Raw genomic sequence first — 15,630 nt, 5'->3', positions numbered from 1 at the left:
ACTGGCAAGACCCTCTTATTCAAGTACAAGCTGCGGCCTCATTTTGTCCAGCATCTTCTCTCCAATCCCCTTGACGTCCAGTAGCTGCTCGACGGAAGTAAACTTCCCGCCGAGGCTTGTCCTCAGCTCCAGAATCGCACGAGCCCTGCTGGCTCCGATACCGGGCAGGGCCTCCAGTTGCTCCGCCGATGCCGTGTTCAAGTTGACCTTCTGCGGTTCCGCAACCTTAGCGGGCTGCTTAGCTTCCGTTGGAGGCGATGCCGGTTTAGGTGCCGCGTTCTCCTTTGTCGGCTCGCGACGGCTTTCCTCCCGATTCAGGAGCATCCGCATCTCTTCATTCACCGGCTTCCAGCCGTTTATGGCCTGCTGTTGTTCCGACATCGTCGTGTAAAATAAAGCGCCGCCCCCAAGCAGCAATGTGCCGGTCAGGATCAGTCCGGTATTACGCAATTCTCGATTCCTCCTTCAAAAAGACAGACAAAAAATTGACAGCTGGTTATAACGTTTTACTTATCCACATATACATGAGAGAGGCTGCATTCTATTCTGGAGGGATGGTCATGAGAGTAGGATTCATTGGAACAGGCAGCATGGGCAGTATTCTTATCGAGGCGTTCATTCAATCCGGAGCCTTAAGCCCGGAGAACATGGTGGCCACCAACCGCACCATGAGCAAGGTCGAGCGATTGGCGGAAATGTATCCGGGCCTTAGTGTAGCCCGATCCAATAAGGAACTGGTTCAAGCCTGCAGCGTAGTGTTCTTATGTGTGAAGCCGGGCGAGTTCAAGTCGGTCATTGACGATATCGCCGGTATCACGGAACCGAATCAGCTGTTCGTGTCCATCACGAGCCCTGTCCTCATTCGACATTTGGAAGAGCTTCTGCCGGCCAAAATCGCCAAGGTCATTCCGAGCATCACCAACTATGTACTTAGCGGAGCGACGCTTTGCATTTATGGAGACCGTATCGAGCCGGAGGATCAGCTGCTGCTCGAGAACTTGCTGTCCCACATTAGCGCACCTATCCGCGTATCGGAGAAGTACACTCGCATTTCCTCGGATTTGTCCAGCTGCGGTCCGGCCTTCCTGGCTTACTTTGTGGAAAAGTACATTGAAGCGGCCGTCAGCTTTACCGGAATCTCTCAGGAGGAAGCCACCATGCTGGCCAGCGAGATGACACTCGGCACCGGCAAGCTTCTGACGACGGGCGGCTTCACCCCTGCCTCGCTGAAGCAGCGCGTCACCGTTCCCGGAGGCATTACCGCCGAAGGACTCCGTATAATGGAAAAAGAGCTGGGCGGCGTCTTTTACGACTTAATCCGCACAACTCATGCTAAGTATGATGAAGATGTGGAAAAGGTGGAAGCCAAGCTATTCGGCACCAAAGTCGATTAATGGCGTGATGCTTTCACGCTTTTCCTGTATGATCGCGTGGTTGCTCCTCAAATTCTCTGAAAGTGGATGACCATCTTACGTATCTCCGTGGGTGAATATCTTCAGCTAACCTCGTGCATCTTGTTTGCCGTCATTGAAATCCATTCCATGGTTTGACGGTAAGCAAAATTGCTGAAGACATTTCCCACTGATACGCAGATGGACAACACTTAAGAAAATTTCGGACAAGCCCGCGATATTTTTATTTATCCGACAACAATGTTAACCAACTTGCCTTTGACTGCGATCACTTTGCGAACGGCTTTGCCGGACATCGCTTCCTTCACCTTATCCAGCCCCATCGCCAGCTCCTGAATAGCTGCCTCATTCGCATCAGCGGCAATCGTCAGACGTTCTACAATTTTGCCGTTCACTTGAACGACAATCTCTACCTCGTTGTCTACCGTCCAAGCCTCATCATATGTCGGCCATGCCGCATAGGTGATCGTACCCTGATGTCCCAATCTGCTCCACAGCTCTTCCGCCAAATGCGGCGCGATTGGGGACAGCATTTGAGCGAACTGCTCCATTGCCGCCTTCGGCAGGCGATCCGTCTTGTACGCTTCGTTAACGAAGATCATCAGCTGGCTGATGGCCGTGTTGAAGCGCAGCGCATCGTAATCCTCCGTCACCTTCTTGATCGTACGGTGCCACACGCGCTTAAACGCCTCGCTGCCAAGCTCCTCCTCGCTGCTAATTCGGGAGTTCAAGCTGCCGTCCTCGCTCACAAACAAGCGCCAGATCCGGCTTAAGAAGCGGTGCGCGCCGTCCACGCCGTTCGTATTCCAAGGCTTTGTCGCCTCCAGAGGTCCCATGAACATTTCGTACAGACGAAGCGTGTCGGCACCGTAGCTGTTCACGATCTCATCCGGATTGATGACGTTGCCGCGGGACTTACTCATCTTCTCCATGTTCTCGCCCAGAATCATCCCTTGATTCACGAGCTTATAGAAAGGCTCCTTCGTAGCAACGACGCCGAGGTCGTAAAGCACCTTATGCCAGAAGCGCGCATACAGCAAGTGAAGCACCGCGTGCTCGGCTCCGCCGATGTACAGGTCAACGGGCAGCCATTTCTTCTGAAGCTCCGGAGAGCAGATCTCCTTGTCGTTCTTCGGATCGATGAAGCGCAAGTAATACCAGCAGCTGCCTGCCCATTGCGGCATCGTGTTCGTCTCGCGGCGCGCCTTCATGCCGGTTTCCGGGTCAATGGTGTTCACCCAATCCGTCACATTCGCCAGCGGCGATTCTCCCGTACCGGACGGCTTGATTTCATCCACATCCGGCAGCAGCAGCGGAAGCTGATCCTCAGGTACCGTCTTCATCGTTCCGTCCTCCAGGTGAAGGATTGGAATCGGCTCGCCCCAGTAGCGCTGACGGCTGAACAGCCAATCACGCAGACGGTAGGTGACCTTGCCTTGCCCTTTGCCGTTCGCTTCCAGCCACTCGATCATCCGGCTGATCGCCTGCTCATTGTTCAGTCCGTTCAGGAAGTCGGAGTTCACATGCTCGCCGTCGCCTGCATAGGCTTCCTTGCTCACATCTCCGCCCTTCACAACCTCTACGATCGGCAAATCATACTGCTTCGCAAACTCCCAGTCGCGCTGATCATGTCCCGGTACGGCCATAATGGCTCCGGTGCCGTATCCTGCCAGCACGTAATCGGCAATCCAGATCGGCACCTTGGCTCCGCTCACCGGGTTGATGGCATAAGCGCCGGTGAATACTCCCGTTTTTTCCTTGGCCAGATCCGTACGCTCCAAGTCGCTCTTGCGCGCCGCGCGCTCTTGATAATCCTTCACGGCAGCCGACTGCCCGGCAGACGTGATGCGCTCCACCAATTCGTGCTCCGGAGCAAGTACGCAATAGGTCGCACCGAACAGAGTGTCCGGACGGGTAGTAAATACCTTGAGGCTGTCTGACTCAAAGCCTTCAATAGCAAACACCACCTCGGCGCCCTTCGATTTCCCGATCCAGTTGCGCTGCATATCCTTAATGCTCTCGGACCAATCCAGCTCCTCGAGATCCTCCAGCAGGCGCTCGGCGTACTCAGTAATCTTGAGCACCCATTGACGCATCGGCTTGCGAATGACCGGATGGTTCCCGCGTTCGCTTAAGCCGTCGATGACTTCTTCGTTGGCCAGCACCGTTCCGAGCGCAGGACACCAGTTCACAGGCACCTCGTCTACATAAGCAAGGCCCTTCTTGTACAGTTGGATGAAAATCCACTGCGTCCACTTATAATAATCCGGATCGGTCGTGCTGAACTCGCGGTCCCAATCATAGGAGAAGCCCAGCGATTTGATCTGGCGGCGGAAGTTATCAATGTTCTTGAAGGTAATATCCCGCGGATGCTGACCCGTATCCAGTGCGTGCTGCTCTGCCGGAAGACCGAACGCATCCCATCCCATCGGATGCAATACGTTGTAGCCGCGCATACGCTTGTAGCGGGATACGATGTCCGTTGCCGTATAGCCCTCCGGGTGCCCGACGTGAAGACCCGCTCCGGATGGATAGGGGAACATATCCAGCGCATAAAATTTCGGCTTGGAATCGTCGTCCAGCACCTTGAAGGTTTTGTTCGCATCCCAGTATTGCTGCCATTTCGGTTCAATAACCAAGGGGTTATACCCTTGCTGTTCCTTCGCTTCTTGTGTCATTCGTTTCATCCTCCTCTATCTGCTCAACAAAAAAAGCCCCTCATCCTCTAGCTCACCGCTAGGGACGAGAGACTGGATCTCCCGTGGTACCACCCTAGTTAGCAGCGGGCATGCTTTGCCACTGCTCACTCTGACCCCTTAACGCGGGGCTTACGATCGGGCTAGCTGACATCAGCAGCTTCACCTTCTGGCTCCAAGATGAGTTCACACCTCGCTATGACCGGCTTGCACCCTTGCACCGGCTCTCTGAAGCATAGCGGACAGCGCTACTATTTCTTATCACAGCTTCATCATGTGTAACTTTATTAGATTATATGTAAAATCCTCCCGCAGTGTCAAGTGTATCCTGCAGAGTGCCGTACTTGTTTTCCTAGTTTAGCCATGCCCTTGTTTGGTCATACTGCTAGCATAATACTTTCACACAAGGAGCCAGACCGAATGAACGGGATCATCAACGGAATCGCCTTATCGCTTCCTCTATGGGGCATCATCCTCTGCATCGTCCATTTGCTGATACGGCTTTCCTAGTAAAAGATACTTTAGGCGGATAGGACGGAAGCAATGCCGTCCTGTCCATCAATCGCTTTATTTTACCGCAACAAAAAACGCCCGCTGCGTATGCTCCGTCGCTTTAGACCACGTAAAGTCTCCGTAACACTCCACCTCGCGGAAGCCGGCCTCGCGCAGCCGCTCTTTCACCCATCCGAGATCATACGCCCGCTGTACATGAAGCTCCTCCACCCGATGAAACCTTGGTGTGACCGCATCGTCCGAGCCGTATTCAAGAGAGCTCTCCTCCCGGACAAAGATCGTCAGCTCATGCTCGATCTCACATTTACCCGGATCGAAATCGCATGTCCAAATGTAAGCCACATCATCGTCGTTCAGGAAGTAGGGCTGGCCCTCCGCATATGATTGCAGCTGGTGCCGGGTATGCATGTCAAAGCAGAATACTCCGCCATCGCGCAACCCCGCATAAGCTTGCTTAAAGGATTCCACCAGCTCCTCTTCTTCCGTCACATAGTTCAGACAGTCACAGAACGAAATCACAGCGTCTACCGGTCTTCCCAGCTCCCAATCCCTTAGGTCCTGCTGCAGCCAGGTAACCGAACCGCCCGCAGGAAACTTCCGCTTCCCATCCTCCGCCTTCTGCTGCGCAATCGACAGCATGTCCTCCGACAGGTCAATGCCGAACACTTCTAAGCCCTGCTCCGCGAGCGGAATGGAAATCGTCCCCGTGCCGCAGCCCAAATCCGCTACCGTTCGTGGCATCCCATGCTTCTGCCAGCACTGCCTCGCAAAGGCCAGCCATTCCTCGTAGGGCATATCCTCCATTAAACGATCGTATATGTGAGCAAATTGTTCATAAGCCATGAGCATCCGTTCCTCCTTTGATACAAAAAGCAACCGGCTCCCGTGCTACTCGGAAACCGGTTGTTCCTTGTCCTGCTTCAAATAAGTCCAGCTGCCTTCCTGATACACCAGACCTTCCTTAATCAGCTTACCCATGGCCCGTTTGAAGGCGGATTTGCTGATGCCGAAGCGCTGGCTGATCAAATCCGCGGGCGTTTCGTCCGAGTACGGCATCGCTCCGTTCGGACGCTCCCGCAGAAAGGCCAGAAGCTTGTCAGCATCGTCCCCTCTGCCATGCTCCTTCGCTTGACGCATCGTCAAATTCACGTTGCCGTCCTCCCTCACGAAGGAAACCCGTACCTTCACGGCTTCGCCCAGCCTTAGCAGCTGTGTGCGCTCCGAAGCATGAATCATGCCGATGACGCCAAAGCCGACAACGCCTCCGTCGCATACCACGAAGGTGCCCATCTGCAATGGCTTATAAACACGGGCATCGACCCACTTGTTTCTCCAGCTCGCCGGAGCCGGAAAGCAAAGCGGACGGAGCTCCTCCTCCCCGGCCACCTTGGCGACAAGCCGGCCTTGCCGGTCATGTGCCAGCCTGATAAACACCTTGTCGCCGACCTCAGGTCTCAGCTCATGCAGCTCAGGAAGCTCCTTGAACGGGAGCAGCAGGTTGCGGCCAAGCCCCATTTCCAGGAAACAGCCGAAGCGCGGATGCAGATCGACGACTTCAAGCAGCGCCACTTCGCCCAGAGTGACGAGAGGCCTTTTCATCGTGGCGGCAAGCCGGTCCTCCGTATCGTAGAACAGGAACACTTCAACCTGATCGCCGACCTGTACCTCTCCCACCGTCTCGCTATAATGCAGAAGCACGTCCTGCTCTCCCGTCGACAGGAAATAACCGTGGGGTGACACCTCTCGGGCTATTTCCAGCTTGACAAAGGTACCTGCCTCCAGTCTCATACCCGCTCTACCACTTTCGCGTCGGACCATAGCCTTTCGATGTTGTAATACTCCCGATCGTCCCTATGGAATACATGAACGACGACATCGCCCATATCGAGCAGCACCCAGCGCGCCGTATCCATCCCTTCCATGCCGCGGATTCTTACCCCCTGCTCCTCGGCTTTTTTGCGGATTTCCGTAGCGATCGCTTGTACCTGAGTTTCCGAGTTCCCGTGACAAATCACGAAGTAGTCGGCAATGAGCGAGATTCCCCGCAAATTCAAGGTTACCAGATTCATCGCTTTCTTGTCTTCCGCCGCGTCGACCGCGAGTGTCATCAACTGTTCTGGCGTTATGGTCATTAAGCTTCCTCCTAGAAAAATCAGTATGTAAATGTCACACCTATGAGTCCTATAGCTTCTCCGCTGCTTGGATCTCCTCAATCAAACCGTTACGTGCAAGCACCGTCAGCGGGTAAATCCGTTTTCCTTTTTCCAGCAAAAATGAGATGGTGCCGTCAAAGCCGGCAACCAGTGCCTTCTCTACACTATGTTCGGCGATTTCACGAATATTATTCACACCCGGAAAGTCTCGGCCCGGCTCAATATAGTCAGCAAGACACACAATCTTCTCCAGCAGGGACATGCCGATTCGTCCGGAGGTATGATACCGGATGGCATGTAACACATCCTCATCCGTGACGCCATATCGCTCCTTGGCTACGATGGCTCCTGCCGGCGCATGCCAAAGCTCTTTATCGTAGTCCAGCCAATCCCCGGGGTCGCTGACGTCCCGAAGCGCCTTCGCTTGCTCCTCCACCGGCCAGTACTTACATACGTCATGCAAAATGGAGGCAAGCTCCGCCTTCTCCGGGTCTGCACCATACTGCCCGGCCAGCTTCACGGCCGTCTGCATCACTCCGAGCGTATGCTCCCAGCGCTTAGGCGGCATCTGGAAACGGACGGATTCGATAAGCTCCTCACGCTTCATACAACCGGTTCACCTCGATATATTGTTGTACCCGATCCGGCACCCAGTAACGGATGGATTTGCCCTGCTGCCTGCGATTCCGAATCTCCGTGGAGGAGATGTCCATCTGTGGCATGGCCGCGGCAACGACAGCACTCCGGATGGCATCCGGCAGCTCAGACGGATTCACCCGGTAGCCCGGGCGCTCCAGCCCAATGAAGGTAACGAGCCGGGCAAGCTCCTCGATCTTGTACCATTTCGGTAAATAACCGACCATGTCCGCACCGATGATGTAATAAAATTGATGCTCGGGATACTCCGACCGAAGCTGGGTTACGGTGTCAATGCTGTAGGAAACGCCGCCCTTGCGAAGCTCAACATCCACGGGCTTGAACCCCGGCTGGCCTTCGACTGCAAGACAGACCATCTCCCAGCGCTGCTCGGCCGAAGCTCCCTGCGTCCTGGGTTTATGCGGAGGCACATTCGTGGGCATGAACCATACCTCCTGAAGTCCCTCCGACTCCATCGCGCTTTGGGCCGCCATCAGATGACCGTTATGAATCGGGTCAAACGTTCCTCCCATTAGGCCGACCTTCATCCTTCTCCCCCGCTCCCGTACGATCCGGAACTACTCCGGAAGCTCGATTGTCTTATGCTCCTTCGATTCCTTGTACAGCACGACAATTTTACCGATTAGCTGGACCAGCTCCGCTTCGGCGCCTTCCGCTAGCTGCTGAGCTACCTCAGCCCGGTCCTCCATAACATTATTGAGAATTGTCACTTTAATGAGCTCACGTACTTCCAGAGCCTCGTTGATATGACGGATCAGATGATCGTTCACACCGCCCTTGCCGACCTGAAAAATCGGGTTCAGATGATGCGCCTGCGAACGAAGGTAACGCTTTTGCTTGCCTGTTAACATGTTGTCCTGCCTCTATTCTCTCGTAATTTGTCCTTTTAATCGGTGAACGATTGTACAACGACTTCCCTCATCGCCGCAATCGGAGCCGGCTGTCCCGTCCAATACTCGAACGCATAGGCGCCCTGATATATAAACATGCCCAAGCCGCTATGTATGGTCGCGCCCTGCTGCTCGGCTTCACGAAGGAAGCGCGTAGTCAGCGGATTGTACACGAGGTCGCTTACGACCGTAGCCGAACCGATCAGCGAGGTATCCATAGGAACCTCATCGACGTTCGGATGCATGCCCAGAGAAGTATTGTTCACAATCAAGGCAGCCTCTCCGGCGGCAGCGGCCACTTCGTTCAGGCCGAGACCGATCGTCTGGCAGAAGGAGCTCATCGAAGCAGCCAGCTCCACCGCCTTTTCTTTCGTCCGATTGGCGATATAGAGCTTCGAAACGCCTTCCTTCGCGAGCGCATAGCCGACACCTCTTGCCGCGCCACCCGCTCCGAGCATCAGCACCGTTCGGCCTTGCAAATCGATGCCTGTCTCTTCCTTCAGCGAACGGACGTAGCCGATCCCGTCGGTATTATAACCGATCAGCTTCCCGCCCTCGTTCACAATCGTGTTCACCGCTCCGATGATCCTTGCGCCTTCGTCAATCTCATCCAAGTAGGACATGACCTCCACCTTGTGCGGGATGGTCACGTTGACGCCGCGGAACTGAAGAGCGCGAATGCCCGCTACAGCATCCTTGAGCGTCCCGGGCAATATATGAAACGCTGCATATGCCGCATTGAGCCCCGCTGCCTCGAATGCACGATTCAGCATGATGGGCGACTTAGAGTGCCGAATCGGATCTCCAAATACACCGTACATGGTCGTATAGCTGTTGATTTTCCCCTGGTTCATTGCTTATCCTCCCCGTTACAGCCTGAAGCTAAATCAGCGATTCTCTAACCGCTACCTTTACTCCCTTAGGTGCATGGATCACAAGATCCGCTCCGGCCTCCCCGTTAACCTTCACCCAGCCTAAGCCGGAAATCGAAATATCCTGCTGCGTTCCCTTCGGAATGCGAATGGCATGTTTGGTCAGCGGCGGAAGCTCCTCGAGATCCGCGGCATTCGGCGGCGTTAGGAGGGTTCCCTTATGCTCCGCATAAAGCTCATCAGCCCGCTCCAGCTTCGTCCGGTGGGCTCCGATGGCGTTCGAGAGGTAGAAGGTAAACGACTGACGCTCTCCTTGTACAAAATCGAAACGGACCAAGCTTCCGAAGAAGACCGTCTGTTTTGCGTTCAACTGATATACGAGCGGTTTGACCGGCTTGTCCGGCATCAGCTTATGCAAATCCTTCTTATCGACAAGCTCCGTTAAACGGTGCTTGTAGACAATGCCCGGCGTATCGATGATTTCCGTTCCGTCATCGAGCGGGATGCGGACGAGATCCAGCGTCGTGCCCGGATATTGCGATACGGTCAGCTCGGCCTCCAGATCGCTGTAATCCCGGATAAGACGGTTGATGAGCGTGGACTTGCCGACATTGGTGGCACCGACGACATAAATATTTTTGCCGTCCCGGTTTTCGTCCAACGCTTCCAGCACCCGCTCGAAGCCCATGTTCTTCTTGGCCGAGCAAAGCACGACCTCAACAACCTTCAAGCCCGCTTCCTTCGCTTGGCGACGAACCCAGTTGACAAGACGGTTCATATTCGTCACCTTCGGCAGCAGGTCGATCTTATTCACCACAAGCACAATCGGATTGTTTACGACAAACCGGGAAAGTCCGCTGATCATGCTGCCTTCAAAGTCGAAAATATCGACGATATTGACCACGAGCGATTCCGTCGATCCGACATGGCTCAAGAGCCGCAGAAAATCGTCCTGGTTCAAGGTTGCGCTGGAAGCCTCGTTATAGTTCTTGATGCGAAAGCATCGCTGACATATGATCGGGTCCCTCTCCAGGGCCTTCTCCGGCACATAGCCGATGCGGTCCGCATGCTCGGTCTGTATGGAGACCCCGCAGCCTGCGCAGTTTTTTTTATCCGTAAGCATTTCCGTCATCTTGCATCCTACCTCTTCATAAGCGTGATGGCTTTCTCGATATTGCGGTTCACGATCTTGGTGAACAGGCCTTCGTCCTTCAGCTCGATGGGACTGACCAGGATCGTATGCAGTCCGAGCCGGTTGCCGCCAAACACATCGGTCAGCAGCTGATCCCCGATCATAATCGTCTGCTCCGGCTTCAGGTTCATCATGTGCAGAGCTCTGCGAAACGATGCGCCGATCGGCTTCTTCGCCCGGTAAATAAAAGGCAGGGACAGCGGCTCTGCGAATGCGGACACGCGTACCCGGTGATTGTTCGAGACGATCACTACCTGGAAGCCGATTTGACTGACAACCTTCAGCCAATCGATCAGCTCGGGTGTTGCCAGCGGCGCCTTCGCCCCGACCAGCGTATTGTCCAAATCCGTAATAATACCGCGAAATCCCTGCTTAAACAATGTATGCAGATCTATATCGAATATCGTTTTGACCTGCTCATCTGGCTTCAGCTTCTTGAGCAATAACGTTCACCTCAGGATATTGGCTTTCTACGTCAAACTATACCATAATTGTCCTTTTTGTTGCAAAAAAAGAGGCCGGCCCCATAAGCGGTTATCTTATGGAGCCGCCTCCTGCTTCTACATCTGCGACCGCAGCTTCTCCACTATCGAAGCGGTCACCCTGTAATCCTCTTCCGTCACTTCCGCTTTACTGTACTTGGCCTTCTCGAACGTATTCAGCACGCTCTCGAGATCCGCCGACATCCATTTGCTCTGCTTCGTCCAGCGGCGAACCGCTTCCCGCAGCGTTTCGTAATCCTCTCGCACATAGCCGTTACGCCTCAGGATACGCAGCATCCGCTCGCACTCGACGATGATTTTTTGCTTCAGCAGAGAGGCCCGGCGTCTCCGGGCACGCTCCCGGAGCAGCTCCGGCACTTGGAATCTCCAAGCGAGGAATGCTGCAACAGCTGCAGCTGCGGCAACCATTCCGCCGTAAGCCACATGATGCGGCTCCACGACAGAAGCCTCAGCCGCAGTGTCCTCCGGCGTTGTTGCGGCTTCTACCGCCAGATCCGGCTGCAGCTCAGGCGCAAGCGTAGCCCGTGGCAGCACGAATCCGGCCGTCGGCTCGAACGGCACCCAGCCGTAACCGCTGAAGTACACCTCAACCCAGGAATGCGCATCGGAATTGCGAACGGTATAGACACCGCCGGCATCTGGATTGAGCGCCTCCTCCGGCAAAAAGCCTAGCAGCTCCTCGTCAATGAGCGTGGTGCCGGAAGCATAGCCCTTGACCCAGCGGGTCGGCAAGCCTACGGACCGAGCCATGACAGCCATGGCCGACGAGAAGTAGTCGCAATAGCCTTCCTTAATTTCGAACAGAAACCGATCGACGAAGTCACGGCTGCGTCCTTTGGAAAGGTCCGGCTGATTGTTGTAGGGAAACGAGGATTGCAAATACTGCTCGAGGAGCTTCGCCTTATCGTAAGGCGTCGATCCGCTTTTCGTAACATCCGCCGCCAGCTGGCGCACTCGTGCCGGCAAGCCTTCCGGCAGCTGCAGATAGTCGGCAAAGTCCGTTTTGTTCGGTACGTCAGGCGCTTTGCGCAGCAGCTCCTCATCGATGACAGGCATTTGGGATACGACCTGATATGTTTTGGGAAACGGCTGCCGTTCGTTGAATTGCAGCTCCGCTTGCTGGGCCGTCCACTGCATCGCTTCAAAGCCGGTCTTGGCTCCATTGATGTCCGTCACCTTCTGAATGGAGAAAGCTCCGAATAACACCGGATATTTCTCCTCGTTCATCATGGTGACGGTCTGGGTGACCTCTACCGTCTGAAGCTTCCCTGCAGGCTGCCTGCTGTCCGCCGGCAGCACACTGTCGGCCCTGACGGGAACGGATGCCGCCCGCCGCTCCGAATCGCTCTCTTCCCAGCCGCGGCCGGAATAAAGAGATCGAACCTCCCCGCGCCAATAGCTGCGATGAGTCGTATCCACCGTCATAACGGGCGAATAATCGAACTGGAAGCCTCCGCCAAGCGAAGAGTCGTTCCTGCTGTAGCCTGAGGAGGAATCCCCTGCGAGGCCCGGAGCAACGAGCACGCCTTTGCCCGTGGTGAAGTTCATCGGCTCGCCTCGCAGCTGTCTCCACGCCGTGTACGGATCGGTCATAAGCGGCCCTACCTCCGGCATAAGCGCTCCAGCCGTTACAGTGAGCGTAATCAGCCCTATAACCGGAATCGCGATGGAGGACGGATATTCGGCCAGGTAGCCCCATGCAGACGGGTCCTTCCGGCGAAGCTGCGAGAAATGACATAGGATCAGCAAAAACAGCCCAGAGCCTACGACAAACGCGACCTCGGTCCACAAATAAATCATGGAAAAGGAATCGCGGATACAGAGCGCCATAACACCAATCAGCATTAATGCGTAAACCCGCCACTTCACTTCGACCCACCAGATGACTGTGAGATAAACTACCCATGTGCCTAGGCCGAACCATAAATAAGGCGTCAGCTCGTAGAGGTTCAAGAAGAGCTTGGAGGACAAGAAGCTGCCGAGCGTCATCGGCTCGACGACCTTAAACCTCTCCAGCACAGCCACGTTAATCCAGATCACGGAGATGAGCTGCAGCCCTCCTCTCAGAAGCCAGTGCAGCTTCGGCACATGCTCCCAAACAAAGGTAGCGAGCAGAACAAGCTGAACAATCAGTACCGTTTCGGGCAGCCAGACGCCGTCCTCTTTGGAAATCCACGAAACAAACTGGAGCAAAAACACCCCGCTAAGCAAAACGGTCAAGCGATGTGTCCAATCGGTAAAAAACAGCTTGCGCAGTATGCTTTTCGATTCCGTCATACGGCACTCCGACCTCCTAACGCCACCGGCAATTCAGCCAGCGAGGAGATGGCATAGCCCGCCATGCCTCTGCTTTGAAGCTGCTTGAGCCAAGCTTCTTTCCCTTTGAGCTCCGGTCCGATCCAAAAATGACAGGGATTCAGCTGCATCTGCTTCAGCCACCCCATAATCTGCAGCATCGGCTCCCCGGATACCGGCGTAATGAGAGCAACGAAGCTACCTGGCGCCATGTCCTGCACTTTCTCCTTCAGCACCTGGCGAATCGTATAAGCTCCGTCGGACTCCACTTCCACACAGTGCTGCATAACGGCCTTCAGCTGATTTTGCCCGAGCTTGGGCTCGAAATAAACGTCGTCCGACCCGTGCGAGATGAGGCCGAGCGACAGACCGCGGTGCGCCCCGTATTGGAACAGCGAAGCTGCTACGGAGACGGATAGCTCGAATAGCTCTTCGGCTTCGTACACCCGTTGCTGGCGATCAAGAACCAAATACGTCTTAGGCAGCGATTCCCGCTCAAACTCTTTCGACTTCCACGTGCCCGTCTTCGCCGTTGCATTCCAGTGGATTCGGGACAAACGGTCTCCGTAAATATATTCACGCACGCCGTTGATTTGGGTTGTTTCACGAACCGCCCGGGTGGTCGTCGAGTGATGGTTCGTTCCTTTCATCATCTGGTGGAACTGCTGCCACTCGCGAATCGGTACGGTTTGCGGCAGCACGGCGATCGTCTGCGGCAAATCAAGAGCTCCGCTATGCTCGAAAAGCCCGAATATATCCTCCGTCACGCACTCGGTCCGACCGAAGGAATACATGCCGCGGCGCAGCGCGGGCGTTTTGTACTCCCACTGTCCCCGGCGCCGCCAATCCGGTACGATCGTCGTTTCAAAGACAAGCTCAATGCCATTCTTATGCACGAGCCGATCCTTCACAAAAATATAAGGCATCGGCCAAAAGCCGGGGATTTGCAAATCTATCGCGACTCCGACTGAGCTTCCGGCCTCAATGGTCGTGCCGTACTCACTGCTGCTTAAGGTGCGGTGACCCTGAGTCCGCTTAATTCCGCTCCACTGTCCGAGCAATAAATAAATACTAAGAAGAGTAATGATGACAAATAGCATGAACGCCAGCTTCCCGCCCTGAAACAGCAGGAATCCCAAGCTGCCCGCGAAGGCCGCGAGCACGCTCCAGAATTTCGCGCTGAGCCGCGGACGTTCCGCTTGGCCATGAGCGAAGATGGATTTCATCATGATTATTTCTCCCACCGGACAGGCACTCGTACCTGCTGAAAGACGGACTGCAGCACCGTGCCAACCGTCGCCCCTTCCATTCGCGCTTCCGCCTGCAATATGATTCGGTGCCCGAGGACATAGGGAGCAAGGAACTTAATATCGTCAGGGATAACATAATCGCGTTCCTGCAGCAGCGCATACGCCTTGGAAGCTTGAACGAGCGCCATGGTTGCGCGGGGACTGGCGCCGAGATAGATCGAAGGATGCTCGCGCGTAGCTCGAACGATACTGACCAAGTAGCCGGCCACGGCTTCCTCCAAATGCACCTGCTTAACTTGCTTTTGCAGCGCCAAAATCTGATCCACCTCCGCAACCGCTTCCAGTTCGTCAAGCGGGTGCACAATGCTCTGGGATACGATCATCCGGGTTTCCGTCGCTTCATCGGGATAGCCAAGGCTGAACTTCATCATGAACCGGTCCAGCTGCGCCTCCGGCAGCATATAAGTGCCTTCGAAGTCGATAGGGTTCTGGGTCGCCAGCATCAGGAAGGGCTTCGGCAGCTCGTGCGTCTCTCCGTCTACCGAGATATGGCGCTCCTCCATCGCTTCGAGCAAAGCGGATTGGGTCTTGGTGGTCGCCCGGTTGATCTCATCGGCAAGCAGGATGTTTGTCATAATCGGTCCCGGACGGAACATAAACACCTCATCCTTCGGATGATAGATCGAAACTCCGGTGATATCGGTAGGCAGCAAATCGGGATTGCATTGTATTCTACGGAACTGGCCGCTGATCGATTTGGCCAATGCCTTGATCAGTACCGTTTTGCCGGTTCCGGGCACATCTTCCAGCAATACATGACCGCCGCCGATCATCGCCGTCAGCAATAACATAATTTCGTCGGTCTTCCCGAGGATGCATGATTCCAAATTCGTTTGAATGCGCCGCAGCGCTTGCACATCTTCTTTCAACATGGTTTCCATCGTCTCCAGCCTCCCCGTAAGATCATGCACATCATGTCCATAACATCTACTACGTAATAACCGTTCAAAAGGTTTTCCATTCTAGCTGCGGGCAGACTCCTAGAAGCTTACTCTCCATTTTACAGCAACGAAAAAACGCCGTATACGTGTAAAAATACTGAAATTGTTTGTATAATTACACATTTATGCCATATTTCCCGCGGCTTTCTGTGATTCCTATGGAAAAGAGCCTCAAAGCACCGCTTTGGCGGTTCCT

At 54.7% G+C, this 15,630-nt stretch carries 15 protein-coding genes and 1 other annotated feature; of the genes, 1 reads left to right on the top strand and 14 read right to left on the bottom strand.

Going from position 1 to position 15,630, the window contains the following annotated elements:
• Window positions 1–15 precede the first annotated feature (15 nt).
• Window positions 16–450, bottom strand: coding sequence for a ComEA family DNA-binding protein (locus QMO62_RS03075; RefSeq protein ID WP_284638651.1), 435 nt, complete (start codon window positions 448–450; stop codon window positions 16–18).
• A 110-nt stretch (window positions 451–560) separates the two neighbouring features.
• On the opposite strand from QMO62_RS03075, the gene comER reads away from it, so the two are divergent.
• The gene (gene comER, locus QMO62_RS03070; protein ID WP_284638650.1) at window positions 561–1,394 is read left to right on the top strand and encodes a late competence protein ComER; all 834 of its coding nucleotides are present in this window, start codon (window positions 561–563) and stop codon (window positions 1,392–1,394) included.
• Window positions 1,395–1,639: 245 nt separating this feature from the next.
• Here the strand turns inward: comER and leuS are convergent, their stop codons facing one another.
• From leuS to QMO62_RS03005, 13 genes are all read right to left on the bottom strand, one after another.
• A complete protein-coding gene (gene leuS, locus QMO62_RS03065; RefSeq protein ID WP_284638649.1) occupies window positions 1,640–4,090 on the bottom strand; it encodes a leucine--tRNA ligase in 2,451 nt (816 codons plus the stop codon).
• Between the two features lie 57 nt (window positions 4,091–4,147).
• Window positions 4,148–4,382 (bottom strand) — a binding site (T-box leader).
• Between the two features lie 293 nt (window positions 4,383–4,675).
• Window positions 4,676–5,497, bottom strand: coding sequence for a class I SAM-dependent DNA methyltransferase (locus QMO62_RS03060; RefSeq protein ID WP_284638648.1), 822 nt, complete (start codon window positions 5,495–5,497; stop codon window positions 4,676–4,678).
• Between the two features lie 12 nt (window positions 5,498–5,509).
• Window positions 5,510–6,409 (bottom strand): CvfB family protein, encoded by a 900-nt coding sequence (locus tag QMO62_RS03055; protein ID WP_284638647.1) that lies wholly within the window; start codon window positions 6,407–6,409, stop codon window positions 5,510–5,512.
• Window positions 6,406–6,753 carry a ribosome silencing factor gene (rsfS, locus tag QMO62_RS03050; RefSeq protein ID WP_284638646.1) on the bottom strand — a complete coding sequence of 116 codons (348 nt, stop codon included), beginning with the start codon at window positions 6,751–6,753 and terminating at the stop codon, window positions 6,406–6,408. Before rsfS ends, QMO62_RS03055 begins: the two co-directional genes overlap by 4 nt.
• Before the next feature lie 49 nt (window positions 6,754–6,802).
• On the bottom strand, window positions 6,803–7,381 hold the full coding sequence (gene yqeK, locus QMO62_RS03045) for a bis(5'-nucleosyl)-tetraphosphatase (symmetrical) YqeK (protein WP_284638645.1): 579 nt from the start codon (window positions 7,379–7,381) through the stop codon (window positions 6,803–6,805).
• Window positions 7,371–7,958 carry a nicotinate-nucleotide adenylyltransferase gene (locus QMO62_RS03040; protein ID WP_284638644.1) on the bottom strand — a complete coding sequence of 196 codons (588 nt, stop codon included), beginning with the start codon at window positions 7,956–7,958 and terminating at the stop codon, window positions 7,371–7,373. The genes yqeK and QMO62_RS03040 overlap by 11 nt, the downstream gene beginning before the upstream one ends.
• Before the next feature lie 30 nt (window positions 7,959–7,988).
• Window positions 7,989–8,282: a ribosome assembly RNA-binding protein YhbY gene (gene yhbY / locus QMO62_RS03035; protein WP_284638643.1), complete on the bottom strand. Its 294-nt coding sequence runs from the start codon at window positions 8,280–8,282 to the stop codon at window positions 7,989–7,991.
• A gap of 35 nt (window positions 8,283–8,317) precedes the next feature.
• Window positions 8,318–9,175: a shikimate dehydrogenase gene (gene aroE, locus QMO62_RS03030; RefSeq protein WP_284638642.1), complete on the bottom strand. Its 858-nt coding sequence runs from the start codon at window positions 9,173–9,175 to the stop codon at window positions 8,318–8,320.
• Between the two features lie 28 nt (window positions 9,176–9,203).
• On the bottom strand, window positions 9,204–10,325 hold the full coding sequence (yqeH, locus tag QMO62_RS03025) for a ribosome biogenesis GTPase YqeH (protein WP_284638641.1): 1,122 nt from the start codon (window positions 10,323–10,325) through the stop codon (window positions 9,204–9,206).
• An 8-nt stretch (window positions 10,326–10,333) separates the two neighbouring features.
• Window positions 10,334–10,828: a YqeG family HAD IIIA-type phosphatase gene (locus QMO62_RS03020; protein ID WP_284638640.1), complete on the bottom strand. Its 495-nt coding sequence runs from the start codon at window positions 10,826–10,828 to the stop codon at window positions 10,334–10,336.
• A 117-nt stretch (window positions 10,829–10,945) separates the two neighbouring features.
• Window positions 10,946–13,165, bottom strand: coding sequence for a transglutaminase TgpA family protein (locus QMO62_RS03015; RefSeq protein ID WP_284638639.1), 2,220 nt, complete (start codon window positions 13,163–13,165; stop codon window positions 10,946–10,948).
• On the bottom strand, window positions 13,162–14,412 hold the full coding sequence (locus QMO62_RS03010; protein ID WP_284638638.1) for a DUF58 domain-containing protein: 1,251 nt from the start codon (window positions 14,410–14,412) through the stop codon (window positions 13,162–13,164). Before QMO62_RS03010 ends, QMO62_RS03015 begins: the two co-directional genes overlap by 4 nt.
• A 2-nt stretch (window positions 14,413–14,414) precedes the next feature.
• Window positions 14,415–15,374, bottom strand: coding sequence for an AAA family ATPase (locus tag QMO62_RS03005; protein ID WP_284638637.1), 960 nt, complete (start codon window positions 15,372–15,374; stop codon window positions 14,415–14,417).
• Between the last annotated feature and the right edge of the window lie 256 nt (window positions 15,375–15,630).

Origin of the sequence: Paenibacillus silviterrae (assembly GCF_030167925.1) — a bacterium.
Lineage (GTDB): Bacteria > Bacillota > Bacilli > Paenibacillales > NBRC-103111 > Paenibacillus_G > Paenibacillus_G silviterrae.
This window is presented reverse-complemented; position numbering and strand designations above follow the sequence as displayed.

Excerpts from the sequence above, each read along its gene's own strand:
- leuS (WP_284638649.1), bottom strand. The coding sequence starts at position 4,090 with ATGACACAAGAAGCGAAGGAACAGCAAGGGTATAACCCCTTGGTTATT.
- QMO62_RS03015 (WP_284638639.1), bottom strand. The coding sequence starts at position 13,165 with ATGACGGAATCGAAAAGCATACTGCGCAAGCTGTTTTTTACCGATTGG.
- yhbY (WP_284638643.1), bottom strand. The coding sequence starts at position 8,282 with ATGTTAACAGGCAAGCAAAAGCGTTACCTTCGTTCGCAGGCGCATCAT.
- yqeH (WP_284638641.1), bottom strand. The coding sequence starts at position 10,325 with ATGACGGAAATGCTTACGGATAAAAAAAACTGCGCAGGCTGCGGGGTC.
- aroE (WP_284638642.1), bottom strand. The coding sequence starts at position 9,175 with ATGAACCAGGGGAAAATCAACAGCTATACGACCATGTACGGTGTATTT.
- QMO62_RS03010 (WP_284638638.1), bottom strand. The coding sequence starts at position 14,412 with ATGATGAAATCCATCTTCGCTCATGGCCAAGCGGAACGTCCGCGGCTC.
- comER (WP_284638650.1), top strand. The coding sequence starts at position 561 with ATGAGAGTAGGATTCATTGGAACAGGCAGCATGGGCAGTATTCTTATC.
- rsfS (WP_284638646.1), bottom strand. The coding sequence starts at position 6,753 with ATGACCATAACGCCAGAACAGTTGATGACACTCGCGGTCGACGCGGCG.
- yqeK (WP_284638645.1), bottom strand. The coding sequence starts at position 7,381 with ATGAAGCGTGAGGAGCTTATCGAATCCGTCCGTTTCCAGATGCCGCCT.
- QMO62_RS03055 (WP_284638647.1), bottom strand. The coding sequence starts at position 6,409 with ATGAGACTGGAGGCAGGTACCTTTGTCAAGCTGGAAATAGCCCGAGAG.
- QMO62_RS03005 (WP_284638637.1), bottom strand. The coding sequence starts at position 15,374 with ATGGAAACCATGTTGAAAGAAGATGTGCAAGCGCTGCGGCGCATTCAA.
- QMO62_RS03040 (WP_284638644.1), bottom strand. The coding sequence starts at position 7,958 with ATGAAGGTCGGCCTAATGGGAGGAACGTTTGACCCGATTCATAACGGT.